The sequence below is a fragment of the Kosakonia sp. YIM B13588 genome, from assembly GCF_042788165.1.
Lineage (GTDB): Bacteria > Pseudomonadota > Gammaproteobacteria > Enterobacterales > Enterobacteriaceae > Kosakonia > Kosakonia sacchari.
Genome location: NZ_JBHZPO010000001.1, coordinates 760,874 through 778,692, shown reverse-complemented (window position 1 = coordinate 778,692; position 17,819 = coordinate 760,874). Strand labels below are relative to the sequence as shown.

The window sequence follows — 17,819 nt, the reverse complement described above, 5'->3', positions numbered from 1 at the left end:
CCTCGGTGCGCACAGGAACGTTCGTTTATATCATCACGGTGAAAAGGTAATGGGTTAACTCTTTGGCGGGATAAATCCACAGCGGGCCGTTAAATATTCACGAAAAAACGTAACACAAAACGCTTTCTTAATTTCCTTATCGTCGAACGACGCGTTTTCGTTTATCCCGAATGGAAAAAAGATGCCTTAACGATGTGGATTATTCGCGTCGGTAAAAACTCACGGCGTCTTTAACGGTACATATTCTAAGCGCGGGATAATGCGATTTCTTTGGCCGGAAAAGCCAGCGGTCAACCCGGTGAAAGCGGTGTTTTTCTCTTCACCGGGTTGGGCAACGCGGGCATACATGGCATCTTTCAGGCGCCTGGCGCCGGATAAAGTCTCGATTTTGGTCGTGCAGGAAAGGTGTTGCGATTCCTGTGTTCGCGCCAGGCTAATCGCGCAGCATCTGGCGACGAAAAGACGACTTACTCTTCGTTAACCCAAATCCGCATTTCACCCTCTCCCCGGTTGGCCCAGCAAAACCACGGGATAAAGGTTAATATCTGCGACTCCCTGGCTGATGGCGCATGGTCATAGTGCCAGAGCAATTGTTGCTCAGGATTCGCCGACGTGCGTTTAATACCCTCGGCCTGAATTAAAACTTTATGCGAGAACAGGCCCTTGCCTTCGAACGTTTTGAAGGTCGCGCTTTGCGGTAACCACAGGTTATGCAACTCCGCACCGTTATCGGCCTGCTCAAGGCAATACACCAGAGGCCCGCGCTGAATCGCCACCTTTCCGGCAACGTGGCGTACCAGCGGATTGCCGTAGATTCTTCGCACCGGCATAGGCAAAGTCAGGGTTAAGGTATCGCCTTCCTGCCAGACCCCGGGAATATGCAGGTAACCTTTGCGAACCGATTTTTCTACCTCTATGCCGTTGAGCATGACCTGCGGCGCATCGCACCAGTCAGGCATGCGTAAAGCAAGGGTATGCTGCACCGGTAACGGCGAATCAATAGCAATTACTACTTTCTCCTGCCATGGGAAATTACCGCTGACGCGCAGCCGCAACACGTTATCCCCGACGGGGACTTCAATGCTGTTGCCCACATAAAGGTTGATATAGAGCGCATCCGGGCGTGGGGTATAAATATAATGGCCGAGCGATGTCAGCAAACGCGCGATATTAGGGGGGCAGCAGGCGCAACCGAACCAGCGCTGGCGCACCGGTTTAACGTGATCATAGATATGATTAAGGCGGAGCGTTTTCGGGTGAACCTCCAGCGGGTTAACGTAAAAGAAGTGTTTCCCGTCCAGCGCCATGCCGCCCAGCACGGTGTTATACAGCGCTCGCTCCATCACATCGGCATACTGGCTGTCTGCTTCCATTTCCAGCATACGTCGGGCGAACATCATCAGGCCAATCGACGCGCAGCTTTCGGCATACACACTGTCGTTTGGCAAATTGTAATCACTACTAAACGCTTCACCGCTGCTTTGCGAACCGATACCACCCGTAATATAAAGCTGACGCTGGGTCATGTTATGCCATAAACGCAGGCAGTCTTGCCGTTTTGCCTCATCCTTGCTGAGCCGTGCGAGGTGCGCCACGCCGGTCATCAGATAGACAAAACGTACCGCGTGACCGATAGCGGTTTGCTGTTCGGCAATGGGTTGATGCGCCTGGCTGTAGGCTTTGTCTTTTACCATCCATGCCGGGCCATAGGTGTTCCAGTAAGACGTTCTGCCACGCTTTTCATATTCGATATCGTAAAAATGCGGCTGCGTTCCGCGCTGCTCAATGAAGTAATTCACCAGCGCCAGATAACGTGGTTCCTGCGTTACGTCATGCAGGCGCATCAACGCCAGCTCAATTTCTGGATGCCCTGGATAACCGTGCAACTGTGTTTCACCCGGTCCGAACACGCTGTCGATATGGTCGGCAAGTTTACACACCACCTCTAACAAGCGGCGTTTTCCGGTGGCCTGAAAGAAGGCCACGCCGGCCTCGATCATATGTCCGGCGCAATACAGCTCATGGCATTCCGCCAGGTTAGTCCAGCGCTCGCTGGGCGCTTTAACGGTGAAATAGGTATTGAGATAGCCGTCGTCACACTGGGCGGCTGCCACCAGTTCAATCACCTCATCGGCGGTTTTTTCCAGTTCCGCATCCGGATTTTGGCATAGCGACCAGGCGACGGCTTCCAGCCACTTCGCCACATCACTGTCCTGAAACACCATGCCGTAAAATTCTCCCTGCTGTAGCCCGGCGGCGATACGAAAATTTTCAATCGCATGGCTCGGATCCGCCTCGGCGATCCGATCGTTCAGTGCATCCCATTGGTAAGGGATCACGACATCCCTTACCAGTTGCTGGTACTGACCCAGAAAGGGATCGTTAATTTTCAGCTTATGCAGATCGACTTCCATCACAGACATATTATTCTCCTCAGGCCGGAGTATGGCGAATACGCAGCTCGCTGGCGATGCGCGCCATGAGTGGGTTATTGAGTTTGCAGGCGAGAATGGTGAACGCCAGCAGCAAGTGGAATAAAGCAGGCAGCAGAGTTTCCATACTGGTGATGCCATGCAGCGATGCCGGCGTCTGGTGCCCCGCGCCTGGGTGATAAGCGACGAAAATAAACACCAGGCTGATGATTCCGGCGCTTGAGGCCCAAGCCAGTTTGATGCAGAAGAGATTAAAGGCGAAGTTCATCCCCGAGGATCGCACGCGGGTTTTCCACTCGCCATAGTCATCGGCGAAGGCCATCAACGCAAAATGCAGCGGCAGGGTGAAGCCAAGAATAATACCGTTGCCAAAGATCGCTGCCAGCCAGAAAGTTTGCCATGCCGGGCCTGTAGGCAAAAACCACATCAAGAGTGCCAGCGCGGCCAGGACGAGGTTGGTCCAGTAATACAATCTGACGGTATCCACGCGTTTGGACAGCGGGCTGACCAGCACCGAGCCAAGAATCGAGGCAAACGTCACCATAGTAAAAAACAGCGAGGTGTAAGCCGTACTGCCCTGCAATACATAGGTGATGAAATACATATAGCCACCACCCCGAATGTTGAACACGTTGATTAACAGGAATGACATCAGCAGCATCAGCAGTAGCTGATCATTCTGGCGCAACCCGGCGAAATGCTCTCGCAGGGTAAATTTTCCCAGGCTGTCGAGTGAGACGCGCTCGCGTACCCAGAAAAAACAGCACAGAAACATCACCACCGCCACGCTACACAGAAGCCCAACCCCCAGTTGATAACCCTGCGCGGTGTTACCTTTGCCCAGTACGGATACCAGCCAGGGCAAGCCCACCGAGACCAGAAAACCCGCCACGCCGCATAGCACAAAGCGCCAGGACTGGCAGGCAATCACTTCGCTGTGGCGGCTGGTCATGGTGTTGATAAGCGCGCAATAGGGCACATTGATCGCGGTATAGCTGACGGAAAGCAACAGATAAGTGCCGAACGCCCAGACGATCTTCAGGTTCATGCCGACGTCAGGCGTGGTAAAGGTCAGTACGCCGATCACGCCGATCGGCACTGCAATCCACAGTTGCCACGGACGGAAACGTCCCCATCGACTCTGCGTGCGGTCAGCCACTATGCCCATAATTGGATCGGACACCGCGTCAAATACGCGCAACGCCATAAACAGCGTTCCGACCAGCGCCGGGGTAAGGCCAAATACATCGGTATAGAAGAATGTCAGGAAATTCATGATCAGGCAGGTGATTACCGTACCACCGGCATCACCCAGCCCGTAACCAATTTTCTCGCGCAGGGAAAGGGCATCGCTCGCCTCCTGCTGCGTCAGTTCGGTTTGCGTAATCGGGCTAGCAGTCATAATAAACTCCTCATCAGGGTCAGAGTCCATTGCCCGTATCAGGACGGGCTTATTTGCAGGTACGGATTTATTTTGCCCGGAATACAGTGTTCAACAAGAGAAGGGAAAAGTATAAAAAGAGAGCGATTCCGACCTGTTTTAGAAAATGTGAGCTGGATCGGGTGGGAAGATATTTTATGGTTAATAATCAGTTAGAAAGCTCTATTTATATCACTTAAAAAGCGGAATGTTGATTATCGATGCTCGAATTATCCATAGCGTTTCCGGTTCGTGTACAAAATGGTGGATTGTTTATTTCTCGTGGGATAGGGAGCCATCCCGCACGCACGCTGACTTCATGGGAAGTCATTTTTGTGGAACGCGGAGAGCTGCAAATCCGCGAAGAGGATCACCTGTTTATCGTACAGGCGGGCGAGAGCTTACTGCTGCGCCCGGGGCATCGCCATGTAGGGGAGGGCGCTTTTCCAGCCGATCTTAAATTCTACTGGCTGCATTTTGACTGGCTGCAAGGTGTGGCCGAAGAGGGGTTACATGCGGCGTTACTGAGCATCCCCCAATATACGCGGGTGAACGATCCGCAATATGTTATTTCCTTGTTTCGCCAGTTTCTCAGCGAGCAGGAAAATATTCGTCGGAATGTGGCGCTTGAGTGTATTTTGCTGCTGATCTTGCAACAGATTGCCGCCCCGGGTTCGCAGGAAAGCGCAAATGACAGCCCTGGAATGGCGCTGGCGTGGAAGGCTAACCAGATCATTCGTACCCAGTTCCATTTGCAGATCACCACTTCTTCGCTGGCAAAGGAGTTGCACTGCAACGCGGATTATCTTGGCCGCGTCTACCGCCGTGTTTTTCGCCAGACGCTGACGGAGGCCATTCATCGCCAGCGCATACTGATGGCAGAAAAGTTGCTGATCAATAATTCGCTGTCGCTCACCGAAGTTGCTAGCCAGTGTGGATTTAACGATACCAGTTACTTTCGGCAGATCTTCCGTAAACTTACCGGGCTTACGCCCACAGGCTGGAAACGGCTTTATTGCCGTGAGCACGTCAATTCATAACCCAGAGTAGAAAATATAAGGTCTTGGCTTACTAACCCAGATTCCTTCCCGGGCGTAAGAAAGCTCGACTTGTGGTATGGAGATGATGAAATTCAGAGATATACGGTCCGCAATGAGCGACAGCGGATGTCGAAATATCCTCTCATTCAGCGAGCTGTTGATGCCTCCTTCTGAGGTCATATCTGCGTGATCTCACCTCCGTCCACCATGTTTTATGCCTTCTGGGTTAGCCGTGGAGCATCCTAAAAAAGAGATATTGCCTCTTTTGTAATCAATGTATACATTGTATACGTTGATTGCGAATTGATGCTGAGGAAAACATGAGCAGAAAAAGTAATGTCGTCACCGTAAGGTTAACGGATGAACAAATGAAATTTTTCACAGAATGGAAGGAGAAATTAGAGGGCGAATTAGGGATAGATGTTCCTTTGGGGGCCGTTTTGCGCAGGGCGTTAGATGGCGCAATTCACCGGGCTAACCAGGCAAGGGAGCACGACGTCCGGGCGGAAAACAATACCGACGAACGTGCTTCACGAACTGAAGCTGCGAACGCCTATATCAGCGACTATAAGGAAGGAAAATAATCATGGCCACCATCGACAGTAAAGCTCATCACGCAGGGTTCAGGGAGCATTATGCTGATAATGCCAGACCCGTGTGGGATATCGGTCATCCGCAAAAACCTTTCATTGAACGCGCCTCTGATATACGCGGGCCAATACTGGATATTGGCTGTGGTACGGGTACGCTTGCCATATATTTTGCAGGGCGTGGTGAGCAGGTCACCGGCATTGATTTTGTCGAAGAGGCTGTAGAGCGAGCTGTCGCGAAGACGAAGGCGGCCGGTCTTAACATTGATTTTATGGTTCAGGACTTTTTTACTCTTGGCAACTGGGATCGTAAGTTTCAGACCATTATTGACAGCGGGCTGTTTCATATCTTTTCAGGTGATGAAGTGAGAAAGGCTGCTTACCTGAAAATTGTCAGTCAATTACTCAACGACGATGGCCGGCTTTATGTTCTGGCCTGCAAAAAAGAACCGGGGATCGATGGCGGTGTTAACGCGGATGAGATTTTTGACACCTTCCGCGAACGCTTTATTGTTGAGTCATTGCATGAGTTTGAGGCCGAAACGGTCATTGATGCAGCGGAGAATGCTCCCGGCAGGCAGTGGCTAAGTTACTTTGCGGTGATTAAAAAACGCGAACGTTAACGGGGAAGTTTCACCTGTTCTGTATGTGCATTTCCGGGGGAAAAGAGAGGAAAGTCACTGCTCCTGAATAAATGTTCACACCTGGTTCCAGACGGGGCTGTAGAGTGGCATGTCCGCTATGAGCGAGGTGCGGACATTCATAATTGTGTGAGCGCCATGCTTTTTTGCCATTGGGTTTTACTTCGAGGTAGAGACCGTTGAAGTCATTGAGACGATAGAGTTTTTCTTATGGCCTGGCAGTGCTGCATTGCGTATCAGTGAGCATAGTTGGCTCTTGTCTATTTCTTATACCGTTATTGTACTCACCTAAACATCTATGTACTCATTTTAGACTGCGCTTTCATGAGATCACATGCGACAATGTGGAATGAAAAATCCACGCAATTGCGTGGATTTAATAGAGTTTGCCAGTCTGCATGCGATTTAATAACACCGCACCAGGCAACAGAAAAGACTCAGACGTTGAACAGGAAGTTCATCACATCGCCATCTTTCACGATGTACTCTTTGCCTTCTGCACGCATCTTGCCGGCTTCTTTCGCGCCTTGCTCGCCTTTGTAAGCGATGAAATCTTCATACGCGATGGTTTGCGCGCGAATAAAGCCTTTTTCAAAGTCGGTATGGATTTTACCCGCCGCTTGCGGTGCGGTTGCGCCAACCGGGATGGTCCAGGCACGCACTTCTTTCACACCGGCGGTGAAGTAAGTTTGCAGGTTCAGCAGGGAATAACCGGCGCGGATAACGCGGTTCAGCCCCGGCTCTTCCAGACCCAGTTCGGCCATAAATTCGTCTCGCTCTTCGTCGTCCAGCTCGGCAATATCTGCTTCAACGGCGGCACACACCGGCACCACGACGGAGCCTTCTTGCTCTGCGATAGCGCGAACCTGATCGAGGTACGGGTTATTTTCGAAGCCGTCTTCGTTCACGTTAGCGATATACATGGTCGGCTTCAGCGTCAGGAAGCTCAGGTAACGAATCGCTTCTTTCTCTTCTTTGCTCAGATCCAGCGCACGCAGCATACCGGCATTTTCCAGCTGCGGCAGGCATTTTTCCAGCGCAGCCAGCTCAACTTTCGCGTCTTTATCGCCGCCTTTCGCTTTTTTGGACACGCGATGGATAGCGCGCTCGCAGGTATCCAGGTCAGAAAGTGCCAGCTCGGTGTTGATTACGTCAATATCTTCCGCCGGGTTCACTTTGCCCGCAACGTGGATGATATTGTCGTTCTCGAAGCAGCGCACAACGTGGCCGATAGCTTCCGTTTCGCGAATGTTGGTTAAAAACTGGTTGCCCAGACCTTCGCCTTTGGACGCGCCTTTTACCAGACCGGCGATGTCGACGAATTCCATGGTGGTCGGCAGAATGCGCTGCGGTTTCACGATTTCCGCAAGTTTATCCAGACGCGGATCGGGCATCGGTACGACACCGGTGTTCGGCTCAATAGTACAGAACGGGAAGTTCGCCGCTTCAATACCTGCTTTGGTGAGCGCATTGAACAGGGTGGATTTACCTACGTTGGGCAGGCCAACGATACCGCATTTGAATCCCATGATGTAATTACCTTAATATCTTGATAATCAACCTGTTGCGAAAAACAGATTGTAGAAAAGTGAATAACTTTGGCTATTATACACGTAACCGCTGTTACGCGTGGCAAAAATGCCGCCACAACCCGCTTACTGCGCCTTAAAGGCGTGCAGGCGATTGGTGGCTTTGGTTAAACCTTCTTTCAGCCAGATCTCGGTACAACGCGCCGCTTCGTCTACGGCTTCGTCAATCAGCTTTTGCTCGGAAACCGGTGGTTTGCCCAGCACAAAACCGACAACCTTGTTTTTATCACCCGGATGACCAATTCCAACGCGTAAACGGTGAAAATTGGGGTTATTGCCCAATTTACTGATGATATCTTTCAGACCATTGTGGCCACCGTGGCCGCCCCCCAGCTTAAATTTTGCCACGCCGGGCGGCAGATCCAGCTCATCGTGGGCGACAAGGATTTCGTCCGGGTTGATGCGGTAAAACGTTGCCATTGCCGCGACTGCTTTGCCGCTCAGGTTCATAAACGTGGTGGGAACCAGCAGGCGCACGTCTTCACCCGCCAGATTGATGCGCGAGGTATAGCCGAAAAACTTCGGCTCGTCGCGCAGCGGCGCGCGGGCTCTCTCCGCCAACAAATCAACATACCAGGCGCCTGCGTTATGGCGCGTCGCGGCATACTCAGCGCCGGGGTTCGCCAGCCCGACAATCAGTTTAATCGTCACTTTTTATTCCTGACCAGATCAATGTCCGGCGCGTAGTTTACGTTGTGCGGGACGCGAAGACAAAATTCTCCCGGCGAAACGCGAAAAATGATAATGATTGCTCACATCAACCATTCGAATTTCATGTAGTTCAGTAGGTTATTTGTAAATTTGTGTTAGTCATAGATGTGTAATTGTGATCGTGCCCGCAACCGCTAAAAGGGTGGCTGTCTATACTTTACGCACAAGGATTGGGGTTATCCCATCCAACCCGTCGTTCCGGAGGTGACAGATGAAACGCAAAAACGCTTCGTTGCTCGGTAATGTGCTTATGGGGTTGGGGTTGGTCGTGATGGTTGTCGGCGTTGGTTATTCCATTTTAAACCAGCTGCCGCAACTTAACCTGCCGCAGTTTTTTGCCCATGGCGCTGTGCTGAGTATCTTCCTCGGAGCCGTTCTCTGGCTCGCTGGCGCCCGCGTAAGTGGTCATGAGCAGGTGTGCGATAAGTACTGGTGGGTGCGTCATTATGACAAACGCTGTCGCAGGGACCGGCAACATCATAGTTAAAAAGTCAGTTTCGATAACGGTTCCTGCGGGAACCGTTTTTTTTGGCTTTTTTCTTGACCCTCACGTAACGTGAGGCTCGATAGTCCAGTCTGTGGGCAAGAAAGGAGCAGCTATGTTGATTCAGGTGGGAGAGTTATCGCGACGTGCGGGGATCAGTGTGCGGACGTTGCACCACTATGAGCAAATCGGTCTGCTTTTGCCTTCTGCCCGAAGCGCCGCCGGATACCGGCTTTATGCGCTCGCTGATGTCAAACGCCTGCATATGATCCAGGCGCTGGCGAAAGCGGGCATGGAACTGGCGGCAATCGGGGATTATCTGGCGCGGGAAACGCGCCCGCTGGCGGAATTACTGAATGACCAAATCACGCTGCTCGACAAGCAAATGCGCAATATTGGCACTCTGCGCGAACAGCTTGCGCTGTTGCGTGATGGTCTCACCAGCGGCGTGGAGCCTGATCTGGAGTCCTGGCTACAGACCCTGGAGTTGATGAAAATGTATGATCGTTGGTTTAGTCCGCAAGAGTTACAGGAATTACCGTTTGCCTCGCGCGATGAGGCTCGCGAACGGTTCTGGGCGCAAATGGTGAGCGAAGTACAAACCCTTTTAGCGCAGAAGTGCCCGGTGGATAATCCGCGTGCGATGGATCTGGCAACCCGCTGGATGACGCGGCTGGAGCAGGATACCGCCAACAAACCGGAGTTTTTGACCCGCTTAAATGAGATGCACCGCGTGGAACCCCAAATGCGTGAGCAAACGGGCATTACGCAGGAAGCGGTCGATTTTATTACCCGCAGTTTTGCGGAAAGTAAGCTCGCTATCTGGCAGCGTTATTTGTCTTCGCAAGAGATGGCGTTTACCCGAGCGCACTATTTTGACCGCATGATGGAGTGGCCGCCGCTGGTGGCGAAACTGCATACCGCTCAACGTCAGGCAGTCGATCCAGAGTCTGACGAAGCGCAGGGGCTGGCCGCTAACTGGCTGGAGCTGTTCCAGTCTTACGCCGGAACCGATCCCCGGACGCAGCAAAAATTCCGCAGTGCAATGCAGCAGGAGCCGCATCTGATGAAAGGAACCTGGATGACGCCCGAAGTGCTGCAATGGCTACAACGGGCGATCGAGGTGATGATGCGCCGCCGCGCATCATGATTACAGGTCGGCTAAGGCCGCATCGCGGTTAGGGAAGAACGACAGACGGCCAGGGATTGGCTGTATACCCGCGCGCGCCAGCGTGCGCAGCGGCTGGAACTCAAGGTTGCTGACGCGCAGCTCAGTACCCTGCGGCAGGCGGTTGACGAAGCGACGGAAAGCATCAAGCCCGCCCGCATCCAGCACCGGCACCGCATCCCATTTCAGCACCACAATGCGTTTCCCGACGATACGGGTTTCCAGATCGCTGAACACACTTTCTGCGGCAGCAAAAAACAGCGGGCCAATCACGCGCAGCACCAGCACATCATCCGGTACGCTGACGTTTACCACGGCCAGGCGAGTCATCCGCGCGATACGGCGCATAAACAGCAGCGACGCGAGCACAATCCCCACGCTGATGGCGATCACCATATCGAACAGCACGGTCAGTGACATACAAATCAGCATCACCACAATGTCATCCACCGGCGCGCGGCGCAGCAGATCGATCACTTTGTGCGCTTCACTCATATTCCACGCCACCATCAGCAGCAGCGCCGCCATGGCAGACAGCGGCAGCCAGGAGAGCAGGGGTGCCAGCGCCAGCAGCGCCATGATCACCAACAGGGAATGGATCACTGCCGAAATGGGTGATGTCGCACCGGCGCGGACGTTGGCTGCCGAACGGGCAATTGCAGCGGTCGCGGTGATCCCACCGAAGAACGGCGCGGCGATATTGCCCAGCCCCTGGCCAATCAGCTCGCTGTTGGCTTTATGTTTAGTGCCGGTCATACCGTCCAGCACGACAGCGCACAGCAGCGATTCGATAGCGCCGAGCATGGCCATAGAAAATGCCGCAGGCAGCAACGCGCGCAGCGAATCCCAGCTCAGAGTAAATTCAGAACCGGGCAGATCCCACGGCAGCACCAGTTGCGGCAGAAGCTGCGGGATGCCGTTGCCCTGAGAACCATCGGCCAGCACGTAGTGAAATTGTGAACCGATGGTCGCGACGTGACCGCCGAGCAGATTGACTACCAGCATCACCGCGCAGCCCGCCAGCAGCGCGGGCAAATGTCCCGGCAGGCGTAAACGCAGGCGCGGCCACAGCACCAGCGTGGCGAGGGTGACAATACCAATCGCCGCATCACCCGGATTGACCGTGGGCAGCGCCATTACCAGCGCGCCGACTTTTTGCAAATAGTGTTCCGGCACGTGCGGCATTTGCAGGCCGAGGAAATCTTTTATCTGCATGGTGGCAATGGTGATGCCGATCCCGGAAGTGAAGCCGAGCGTCACAGAAAGCGGAATGTATTCAATTAGCCGTCCAAAGCGCGCCAGCCCGAAGAGGATCAGAAACACGCCGGACATCAACGTTGCTACCAGCAGGCCCGACAGACCAAACTGCTGCGACACCGGATACAGAATAACTACGAAGGCGGCCGTCGGGCCGGAAACGCTGTAGCGCGAGCCGCCGCTCAGGGCGATAACAATCCCGGCAACCGCCGAGGTATAAAGCCCGTATTGTGGTGCCACGCCGCTGCCGATCGCCAGCGCCATCGCCAGCGGGATGGCGATGATACCTACCGTTATGCCGGCAATCAGATCCCGGGTGAAACGGGCGGTGGTGTATTTTTCTTTCCAGCACGCGTCGATTAGCGCGCGAAAAGGCATGACATGAGGTGAGAACAATCTGTTCACAATGGTCTGGCGTCCCTTGGAAATCATTCGATAACTAATTAATAAATCATACAAATAATATTTAAAGCTAAAAAAACCCGCCTGAGCGGGTTTTTTATACAGCAACGATTAATGTTCGAACATGGCGGAAATCGATTCTTCGTTACTGATACGACGGATAGCTTCAGCCAGCATGCCAGACAGCGTCAGCGTACGTACGTTTGGCAGCGCTTTGATCTCATCGCTCAGCGGAATGGTGTCGCAGACAACCACTTCGTCGATCACAGAGTTGCGCAGGTTATTTACCGCATTACCGGAGAAAATCGGGTGAGTGGCATAGGCGAACACGCGTTTCGCACCACGCTCTTTCAGCGCTTCTGCTGCTTTGCACAGAGTACCGCCGGTATCGATCATATCGTCAACCAGAACGCAGTCGCGGTTTGCCACGTCACCGATGATGTGCATCACCTGGGAGACGTTAGCGCGCGGACGGCGTTTATCAATGATCGCCATATCTGTATCGTTCAGCAGTTTGGCAATCGCACGGGCGCGAACGACGCCGCCGATATCCGGGGAAACCACAATCGGGTTGTCCAGATTCAGTTGCAGCATATCTTCGAGCAGGATCGGGCTACCGAATACGTTATCTACCGGTACATCAAAGAAGCCCTGAATCTGTTCAGCATGCAGGTCAACGGTCAGTACGCGGTCAACGCCGACGCTTGAGAGGAAATCGGCAACCACTTTTGCGGTAATCGGTACACGGGCGGAGCGCACGCGGCGATCCTGACGGGCATAGCCAAAGTAAGGAATGACCGCGGTGATACGACCTGCGGAAGCACGGCGCAGGGCGTCAACCATCACAACCAATTCCATCAGGTTGTCGTTGGTAGGGGCACAAGTGGACTGGATGATGAAAATATCACCACCGCGTACATTTTCATTGATTTGTACGCTGACTTCGCCGTCGCTAAAGCGGCCTACGGCGGCGTCGCCGAGAGAAGTGTACAGGCGGTTGGCAATACGTTGTGCTAGTTCCGGGGTAGCGTTACCAGCAAAAAGCTTCATATCAGGCACGAGAAGAACCTCAGGCATGCGTCCAGTGGTGGATAGAATCGGCCAAAATGTGCGGTCAGGGCTGAATTCTATCCATGCGGTGTATTAAAGAGCGCGATGCAACGTCTGGAACAGGTGTGACGTTGTCACCGGAGCTCAGCTTGCCCGGCGATGGTCTGCGCTAGCGGCGAGAGGTTGACGCCTCGCGCGACAAAACCGCGCAGCCATTCCGGGGCTTGCTCAAGCACCTGACGAGCGGCGGATTCGGTGTCAAATTCGGAAAAGACACAGGCTCCTGTGCCAGTCAGGCGCGACGGCGCGTATTCTAACAGCCAGGAAAGCGCGGCATCAACCTCGCGAAAACGTTTTCTTGCGATAACCTCGCAATCGTTGCCGAATTCACATTTTAATAACGTATCAATTGACCTTTGCGGCGTATTTCTCGGCAGTTCCGGATCCTTGAAAATCACCGGCGTGGGAATGCCCACACCTGGGTGCGCCACCAGATACCATTTTTCCGGCGGATTGGCCGGGGTGAGGATTTCGCCAACCCCTTCGGCGAAAGCCGCGTGACCGCGCACAAACACCGGCACATCGGCACCCAGTTGCAGGCCGAGTGCGGCTAACTCATCGACGCTCAGCCTGCAGCCCCACAAGTGGTTGAGGGCGACCAGCACGGTGGCTGCATTCGACGACCCGCCGCCGAGCCCGCCGCCCATTGGCAGGCGTTTGTCGATAGCGATCTCCGCGCCGCTACCCGCAGGCAGACGACCGCTTTCTGCCGCGCGCTGCATAAGCAGACGTGCGGCGCGTACAATCAGATTCTCTTCGTCCGGCACGCCTGCGACCGGTGTTAGCAGACGGATCTCTCCATCGCTGCGCGGTTCAATGGTCAGCGTGTCGCCATAATCAAGAAACTGAAACAGGGTCTGCAGCGTGTGGTAGCCATCGGCGCGCTGGCCGGTAATGTATAAAAACAGGTTGAGTTTCGCCGGAGCGGGCCACGTTGTCATTTGGCAATCCAGTTGTCCATTTTCAGCTTGATGCGCTGTTTGCCGTCGCTCAACTCCATATTGGCCGGCAGGGAAGGCTGGCTGTTGTCATACCCGCCATATACCACTTTCCAGTTTTTGCCGCCCTGGTTGTAATTCAGCTCGCTCAGGCGGTATTGCGCATCAAGTTTATAGTCGGTGGCATCGCCGGGCAGACCAAGGATCCACTGGCGCAGGCTGTTAAGCGGAATCGGCATGCCGGTCAGTTTGCCAATCATCTCTTCGGCATCATCGGCGGTGTAGCGTTTGCCTTTGTTGTCCACCAGTTGCACGTTACCCGGCTGAGCGTTCAGTTCCAGTTCAGTGCTGCCCAGCGGGTTGGTCAGCAACAGACGATAGCGATCCTGACCGGTTTGCTGCCAGAAGAAGCGGGCATACACTTTTTGTTCGTCAGAGATATAAGCGAATGCGCCGCGCGTTTGATACTGATTTAAGCTGCGCACCTGTTGCTGATGTTGGCGCCACTGCGGCGAATCCGGGCTTTGTCCCGGCCCTTTTGGCGCATTGAGCGTACAAGCGGTTAACACGAGGCTTGCCAGCGGCAGCAGGCGAATAAAGCGAAAGTCTGGCAGAGTCATAACGAGGGGAAATCCTTGCGAGGTTGCAGTATTACGCTTAATGCTAGCGCCGCACTGAAACAGCGTCTACGTTCAAGTTGTCTTAAATCATTAAATTACCAATTACTCCGAAAGGGTAGTGTCTCTTTTATTGACCTCACTCATCCTGTATGATGCGTGCAGTCTAACCTTATCAACGTTGGTACTATTCCCGCGCTCATGACCCTTTTAGCTCTTGGCATCAATCACAAAACGGCTCCCGTTTCGTTGCGAGAACGCATTGCATTTTCGCCGGAAACGCTTGACCAGGCTTTAGAAAGCCTGCTGTCGCAGCCGATGGTGCAAGGCGGAGTGGTGCTGTCAACCTGTAACCGCACCGAGCTCTATCTGAGTGTTGAAGAGCGGGATAACCTGCAAGAAGCGCTGGTGCGCTGGTTGTGTGATTATCACCATTTGCGTGAAGAAGAAGTGCTTCAGAGCCTCTACTGGCACCAGGATAATGACGCCGTCAGCCATTTAATGCGCGTGGCGAGCGGGCTGGATTCGCTGGTTCTCGGCGAGCCGCAAATCTTAGGCCAGGTGAAAAAGGCCTTTGCCGATTCCCAACGAGGTCATGACAACGCCAGCGATCTGGAACGCATGTTCCAGAAATCATTCTCCGTCGCCAAGCGTGTGCGCACGGAAACCGATATTGGCGCCAGTGCGGTATCGGTCGCTTTCGCCGCCTGTACGCTGGCGCGGCAAATCTTCGAATCCCTTGCGTCGGTTACCGTGCTGTTAGTGGGCGCGGGCGAAACCATTGAGCTGGTTGCGCGCCACCTGCGCGAGCATAAAGTGCAGAAAATGATCATCGCCAACCGCACGCGTGAACGCGCGCAGGTGCTGGCGGATGAAGTCGGTGCGGAAGTCATCTCTTTAAGCGACATTGATGAGCGCCTGAAAGATGCCGATATCGTGATTAGCTCCACCGCCAGCCCGCTGCCGATTATTGGTAAAGGGATGATGGAGCGCGCGATGAAAGCGCGGCGTAATCAGCCTGTTTTGCTGGTGGATATCGCTGTGCCGCGCGATGTTGAGCCGGAAGTGGGCAAAGTGGCGAACGCCTATCTCTATAGCGTCGACGATCTGCAAAGTATTATTCAGCACAACCTGGCGCAGCGTAAAGCCGCTGCGGTGCAGGCAGAAACCATCGTCGCCCAGGAAACCAGTGAATTTATGGCCTGGCTGCGTGCGCAAAGTGCCAGCGAGACGATTCGCGAATACCGCAGCCAGTCTGAAACGGCGCGTGATGAGCTGACCGCCAAAGCGCTTGCCGCGCTGGAGCAGGGCGGCGACCCGCAAGCTATCATGCAAGACCTGGCGTGGAAACTGACCAACCGCCTTATCCACGCCCCAACCAAATCTCTTCAGCAGGCCGCCCGTGACGGGGACGATGAGCGTCTGCATATTCTGCGCAACAGCCTCGGGCTGGATTAGCACAACACTCTCTTATTATTAAAAGGTGCATTTACGCCTATGAAGCCTTCTATCGTTGCCAAACTGGAAGCCCTGCATGAGCGCCATGAAGAAGTTCAGGCGCTGCTCGGTGACGCTCAAACCATCGCCGACCAGGATAAATTCCGTGCGCTGTCGCGCGAATACGCACAACTGAGCGATGTATCGCGCTGTTTTACTGACTGGCAACAGGTTCAGGAAGATATCGAAACCGCGCAGATGATGCTCGACGACCCGGAAATGCGCGACCTGGCGCAGGATGAACTGCGCGACGCAAAAGAAAAAGGCGAACAACTTGAGCAGCAATTGCAACTGTTGCTGCTGCCAAAAGATCCCGATGATGAGCGTAATGCGTTTGTCGAAGTTCGCGCCGGAACCGGTGGCGACGAAGCGGCGCTGTTTGCCGGCGATTTGTTCCGTATGTACAGCCGTTATGCCGAATCCCGCCGTTGGCGCGTCGAGATCATGAACGCTAACGACGGTGAGCACGGCGGCTTTAAAGAAGTGATCGCCAAAATCAGCGGTGAGGGCGTTTACGGGCGTCTTAAATTTGAGTCTGGCGGCCATCGCGTCCAGCGCGTTCCGGCAACGGAATCGCAGGGTCGTATTCACACGTCTGCCTGTACCGTGGCCGTAATGCCGGAGCTACCGGAAGCCGAAATGCCGGATATCAATCCGGCCGATCTGCGTATTGATACCTTCCGCTCTTCCGGCGCGGGCGGTCAGCACGTTAACACCACCGATTCCGCGATCCGTATTACCCACCTGCCGACCGGGATTGTGGTCGAGTGCCAGGATGAACGCTCGCAGCATAAAAACAAAGCGAAAGCCTTGTCAGTACTCGGTGCGCGCATTCGCGCCGCTGAAACAGCAAAACGCCAGCAGGCAGAAGCGTCAACACGGCGTAACCTGCTGGGCAGCGGCGATCGCAGCGACCGTAACCGCACCTATAACTTCCCGCAGGGTCGTGTGACCGATCACCGTATCAACGTCACGCTTTATCGCCTCGACGAAGTGATGGAAGGCAAGCTGGATATGCTGATCGAACCGATTGTGCAGGAATACCAGGCCGACCAACTGGCAGCACTCTCCGAGCAGGAATAATGGATTATCAACAGTGGTTGCGCCAGGCGATACGTGAGCTTGCCGCGAGCGAAAGCCCGCGCCGTGATGCGGAGATCCTGTTGGGGTTTGTCACTGGCAAATCACGTACGTTTATTCTCGCGTTTGGTGAAACCATGCTTGACGCTGGGCAGCAGCAACAGCTGGCGACGTTACTGGCTCGTCGTGTAAATGGCGAGCCAGTGGCGCACCTGATTGGCGTACGTGAGTTCTGGTCACTGCCGCTGTTTGTCTCTCCGGCAACCCTTATTCCGCGCCCGGACACCGAGTGTCTGGTAGAACAGGCGCTGGCGCGCCTTCCTTCCTCACCGTGTCGCATTCTCGATTTAGGCACCGGCAGCGGCGCCATCGCGCTGGCGCTGGCGAGCGAGCGCCCGGACTGCAATGTCACGGCGGTCGATCTGATGCCGGATGCGGTGGCGCTGGCACAACGCAACGCCGCACATCTGAACCTCACCAATATTGAGATCCTGCAAAGCCGCTGGTTCAGCGCGCTTGAAGGGCAGCAATTTGCCATGATTGTCAGCAATCCGCCTTACATCGATGAGCACGATCCGCATCTTGCGCAGGGTGATGTGCGTTTTGAACCGCTCAGTGCGCTGGTAGCGGCCGACAACGGTCTGGCAGATTTACACACCCTTATTGACGATGCCCGCCAGCATGTGTTGCCCGGCGGCTGGCTGCTGCTCGAACACGGCTGGCAACAGGGCGCAGATGTTCGCGCTATCTTCGAACGTTACGGCTGGCAGCACGTGGCAACGTGCCGGGATTACGGTGATAACGAACGCCTGACGCTGGGGCAATGGCCTTTACAGGAGTAAC

16 protein-coding genes and 1 pseudogene are annotated in these 17,819 nt (G+C 54.3%); 8 read left to right on the top strand and 9 right to left on the bottom strand.

Annotation, left to right across the window (positions count from 1 at the left end; genetic code table 11):
* Positions 1–467: 467 nt before the first annotated feature.
* Together ACFX4U_RS03670 and ACFX4U_RS03665 are read right to left on the bottom strand one after the other, a co-directional pair.
* Positions 468–2,423 carry a glycoside hydrolase family 127 protein gene (locus tag ACFX4U_RS03670; protein ID WP_313507535.1) on the bottom strand — a complete coding sequence of 652 codons (1,956 nt, stop codon included), beginning with the start codon at positions 2,421–2,423 and terminating at the stop codon, positions 468–470.
* Between the two features lie 10 nt (positions 2,424–2,433).
* The gene (locus tag ACFX4U_RS03665; protein WP_313507538.1) at positions 2,434–3,834 is read right to left on the bottom strand and encodes an MFS transporter; all 1,401 of its coding nucleotides are present in this window, start codon (positions 3,832–3,834) and stop codon (positions 2,434–2,436) included.
* A gap of 239 nt (positions 3,835–4,073) precedes the next feature.
* Here ACFX4U_RS03665 and ACFX4U_RS03660 point away from each other — a divergent pair, with 239 nt between their 5' ends.
* From ACFX4U_RS03660 to ACFX4U_RS03650, 3 genes are all read left to right on the top strand, one after another.
* Entirely contained in the window at positions 4,074–4,892 is an 819-nt protein-coding gene (locus ACFX4U_RS03660; protein ID WP_305735888.1) for an AraC family transcriptional regulator, read from the top strand.
* Between the two features lie 320 nt (positions 4,893–5,212).
* The gene (locus ACFX4U_RS03655) at positions 5,213–5,476 is read left to right on the top strand and encodes a hypothetical protein (RefSeq protein WP_305735889.1); all 264 of its coding nucleotides are present in this window, start codon (positions 5,213–5,215) and stop codon (positions 5,474–5,476) included.
* A gap of 2 nt (positions 5,477–5,478) precedes the next feature.
* Complete coding sequence (locus tag ACFX4U_RS03650) at positions 5,479–6,105, top strand: bifunctional 2-polyprenyl-6-hydroxyphenol methylase/3-demethylubiquinol 3-O-methyltransferase UbiG (protein WP_305735890.1); 627 nt, start codon at positions 5,479–5,481, stop codon at positions 6,103–6,105.
* 151 nt (positions 6,106–6,256) lie between these two features.
* Here ACFX4U_RS03650 and ACFX4U_RS03645 read toward each other — a convergent pair.
* The 3 genes and pseudogenes from ACFX4U_RS03645 to pth form a co-directional block, all read right to left on the bottom strand.
* Positions 6,257–6,370 (bottom strand): annotated as a pseudogene (locus tag ACFX4U_RS03645) (Arm DNA-binding domain-containing protein); the annotation flags it as partial.
* A gap of 190 nt (positions 6,371–6,560) precedes the next feature.
* Entirely contained in the window at positions 6,561–7,652 is a 1,092-nt protein-coding gene (gene ychF, locus ACFX4U_RS03640; RefSeq protein WP_017457133.1) for a redox-regulated ATPase YchF, read from the bottom strand.
* Positions 7,653–7,778: 126 nt separating this feature from the next.
* Complete coding sequence (gene pth / locus ACFX4U_RS03635; RefSeq protein ID WP_017457134.1) at positions 7,779–8,363, bottom strand: aminoacyl-tRNA hydrolase; 585 nt, start codon at positions 8,361–8,363, stop codon at positions 7,779–7,781.
* Positions 8,364–8,634: 271 nt separating this feature from the next.
* On the opposite strand from pth, the gene ychH reads away from it, so the two are divergent.
* The gene (ychH, locus tag ACFX4U_RS03630) at positions 8,635–8,910 is read left to right on the top strand and encodes a stress-induced protein YchH (RefSeq protein WP_016495800.1); all 276 of its coding nucleotides are present in this window, start codon (positions 8,635–8,637) and stop codon (positions 8,908–8,910) included.
* Positions 8,911–9,022: 112 nt separating this feature from the next.
* The gene (locus ACFX4U_RS03625) at positions 9,023–10,057 is read left to right on the top strand and encodes a MerR family transcriptional regulator (RefSeq protein ID WP_313507541.1); all 1,035 of its coding nucleotides are present in this window, start codon (positions 9,023–9,025) and stop codon (positions 10,055–10,057) included.
* Here ACFX4U_RS03625 and dauA read toward each other — a convergent pair whose 3' ends face one another.
* The 4 genes from dauA to lolB form a co-directional block, all read right to left on the bottom strand.
* Complete coding sequence (dauA, locus tag ACFX4U_RS03620) at positions 10,058–11,737, bottom strand: C4-dicarboxylic acid transporter DauA (protein WP_313507542.1); 1,680 nt, start codon at positions 11,735–11,737, stop codon at positions 10,058–10,060.
* 108 nt (positions 11,738–11,845) lie between these two features.
* Complete coding sequence (gene prs / locus ACFX4U_RS03615; RefSeq protein ID WP_017457137.1) at positions 11,846–12,793, bottom strand: ribose-phosphate diphosphokinase; 948 nt, start codon at positions 12,791–12,793, stop codon at positions 11,846–11,848.
* Between the two features lie 125 nt (positions 12,794–12,918).
* Positions 12,919–13,785 (bottom strand): 4-(cytidine 5'-diphospho)-2-C-methyl-D-erythritol kinase, encoded by an 867-nt coding sequence (gene ispE, locus ACFX4U_RS03610; RefSeq protein WP_313507544.1) that lies wholly within the window; start codon positions 13,783–13,785, stop codon positions 12,919–12,921.
* Positions 13,782–14,402: a lipoprotein insertase outer membrane protein LolB gene (gene lolB / locus ACFX4U_RS03605; RefSeq protein ID WP_313507546.1), complete on the bottom strand. Its 621-nt coding sequence runs from the start codon at positions 14,400–14,402 to the stop codon at positions 13,782–13,784. The genes ispE and lolB overlap by 4 nt, the downstream gene beginning before the upstream one ends.
* A gap of 198 nt (positions 14,403–14,600) precedes the next feature.
* On the opposite strand from lolB, the gene hemA reads away from it, so the two are divergent.
* From hemA to prmC, 3 genes are read left to right on the top strand one after another with little or no spacing between them, the layout of a single operon-like run.
* Positions 14,601–15,857: a glutamyl-tRNA reductase gene (gene hemA / locus ACFX4U_RS03600; RefSeq protein ID WP_305735895.1), complete on the top strand. Its 1,257-nt coding sequence runs from the start codon at positions 14,601–14,603 to the stop codon at positions 15,855–15,857.
* A 39-nt stretch (positions 15,858–15,896) separates the two neighbouring features.
* Entirely contained in the window at positions 15,897–16,979 is a 1,083-nt protein-coding gene (gene prfA, locus ACFX4U_RS03595; RefSeq protein WP_313507548.1) for a peptide chain release factor 1, read from the top strand.
* Positions 16,979–17,818, top strand: a complete 840-nt coding sequence (gene prmC, locus ACFX4U_RS03590; RefSeq protein WP_305735897.1) for a peptide chain release factor N(5)-glutamine methyltransferase — start codon at positions 16,979–16,981, stop codon at positions 17,816–17,818. The genes prfA and prmC overlap by 1 nt, the downstream gene beginning before the upstream one ends.
* Position 17,819: the final 1 nt, after the last annotated feature.

Bases quoted from the DNA above. Each gene is read 5' to 3' on its own strand.
- ychF (WP_017457133.1), bottom strand. From the start codon at position 7,652: ATGGGATTCAAATGCGGTATCGTTGGCCTGCCCAACGTAGGTAAATCC.
- ychH (WP_016495800.1), top strand. From the start codon at position 8,635: ATGAAACGCAAAAACGCTTCGTTGCTCGGTAATGTGCTTATGGGGTTG.
- ACFX4U_RS03650 (WP_305735890.1), top strand. From the start codon at position 5,479: ATGGCCACCATCGACAGTAAAGCTCATCACGCAGGGTTCAGGGAGCAT.
- lolB (WP_313507546.1), bottom strand. From the start codon at position 14,402: ATGACTCTGCCAGACTTTCGCTTTATTCGCCTGCTGCCGCTGGCAAGC.
- ACFX4U_RS03660 (WP_305735888.1), top strand. From the start codon at position 4,074: ATGCTCGAATTATCCATAGCGTTTCCGGTTCGTGTACAAAATGGTGGA.
- ACFX4U_RS03625 (WP_313507541.1), top strand. From the start codon at position 9,023: ATGTTGATTCAGGTGGGAGAGTTATCGCGACGTGCGGGGATCAGTGTG.
- prmC (WP_305735897.1), top strand. From the start codon at position 16,979: ATGGATTATCAACAGTGGTTGCGCCAGGCGATACGTGAGCTTGCCGCG.
- ACFX4U_RS03655 (WP_305735889.1), top strand. From the start codon at position 5,213: ATGAGCAGAAAAAGTAATGTCGTCACCGTAAGGTTAACGGATGAACAA.
- prfA (WP_313507548.1), top strand. From the start codon at position 15,897: ATGAAGCCTTCTATCGTTGCCAAACTGGAAGCCCTGCATGAGCGCCAT.
- ispE (WP_313507544.1), bottom strand. From the start codon at position 13,785: ATGACAACGTGGCCCGCTCCGGCGAAACTCAACCTGTTTTTATACATT.
- hemA (WP_305735895.1), top strand. From the start codon at position 14,601: ATGACCCTTTTAGCTCTTGGCATCAATCACAAAACGGCTCCCGTTTCG.
- ACFX4U_RS03665 (WP_313507538.1), bottom strand. From the start codon at position 3,834: ATGACTGCTAGCCCGATTACGCAAACCGAACTGACGCAGCAGGAGGCG.
- ACFX4U_RS03670 (WP_313507535.1), bottom strand. From the start codon at position 2,423: ATGTCTGTGATGGAAGTCGATCTGCATAAGCTGAAAATTAACGATCCC.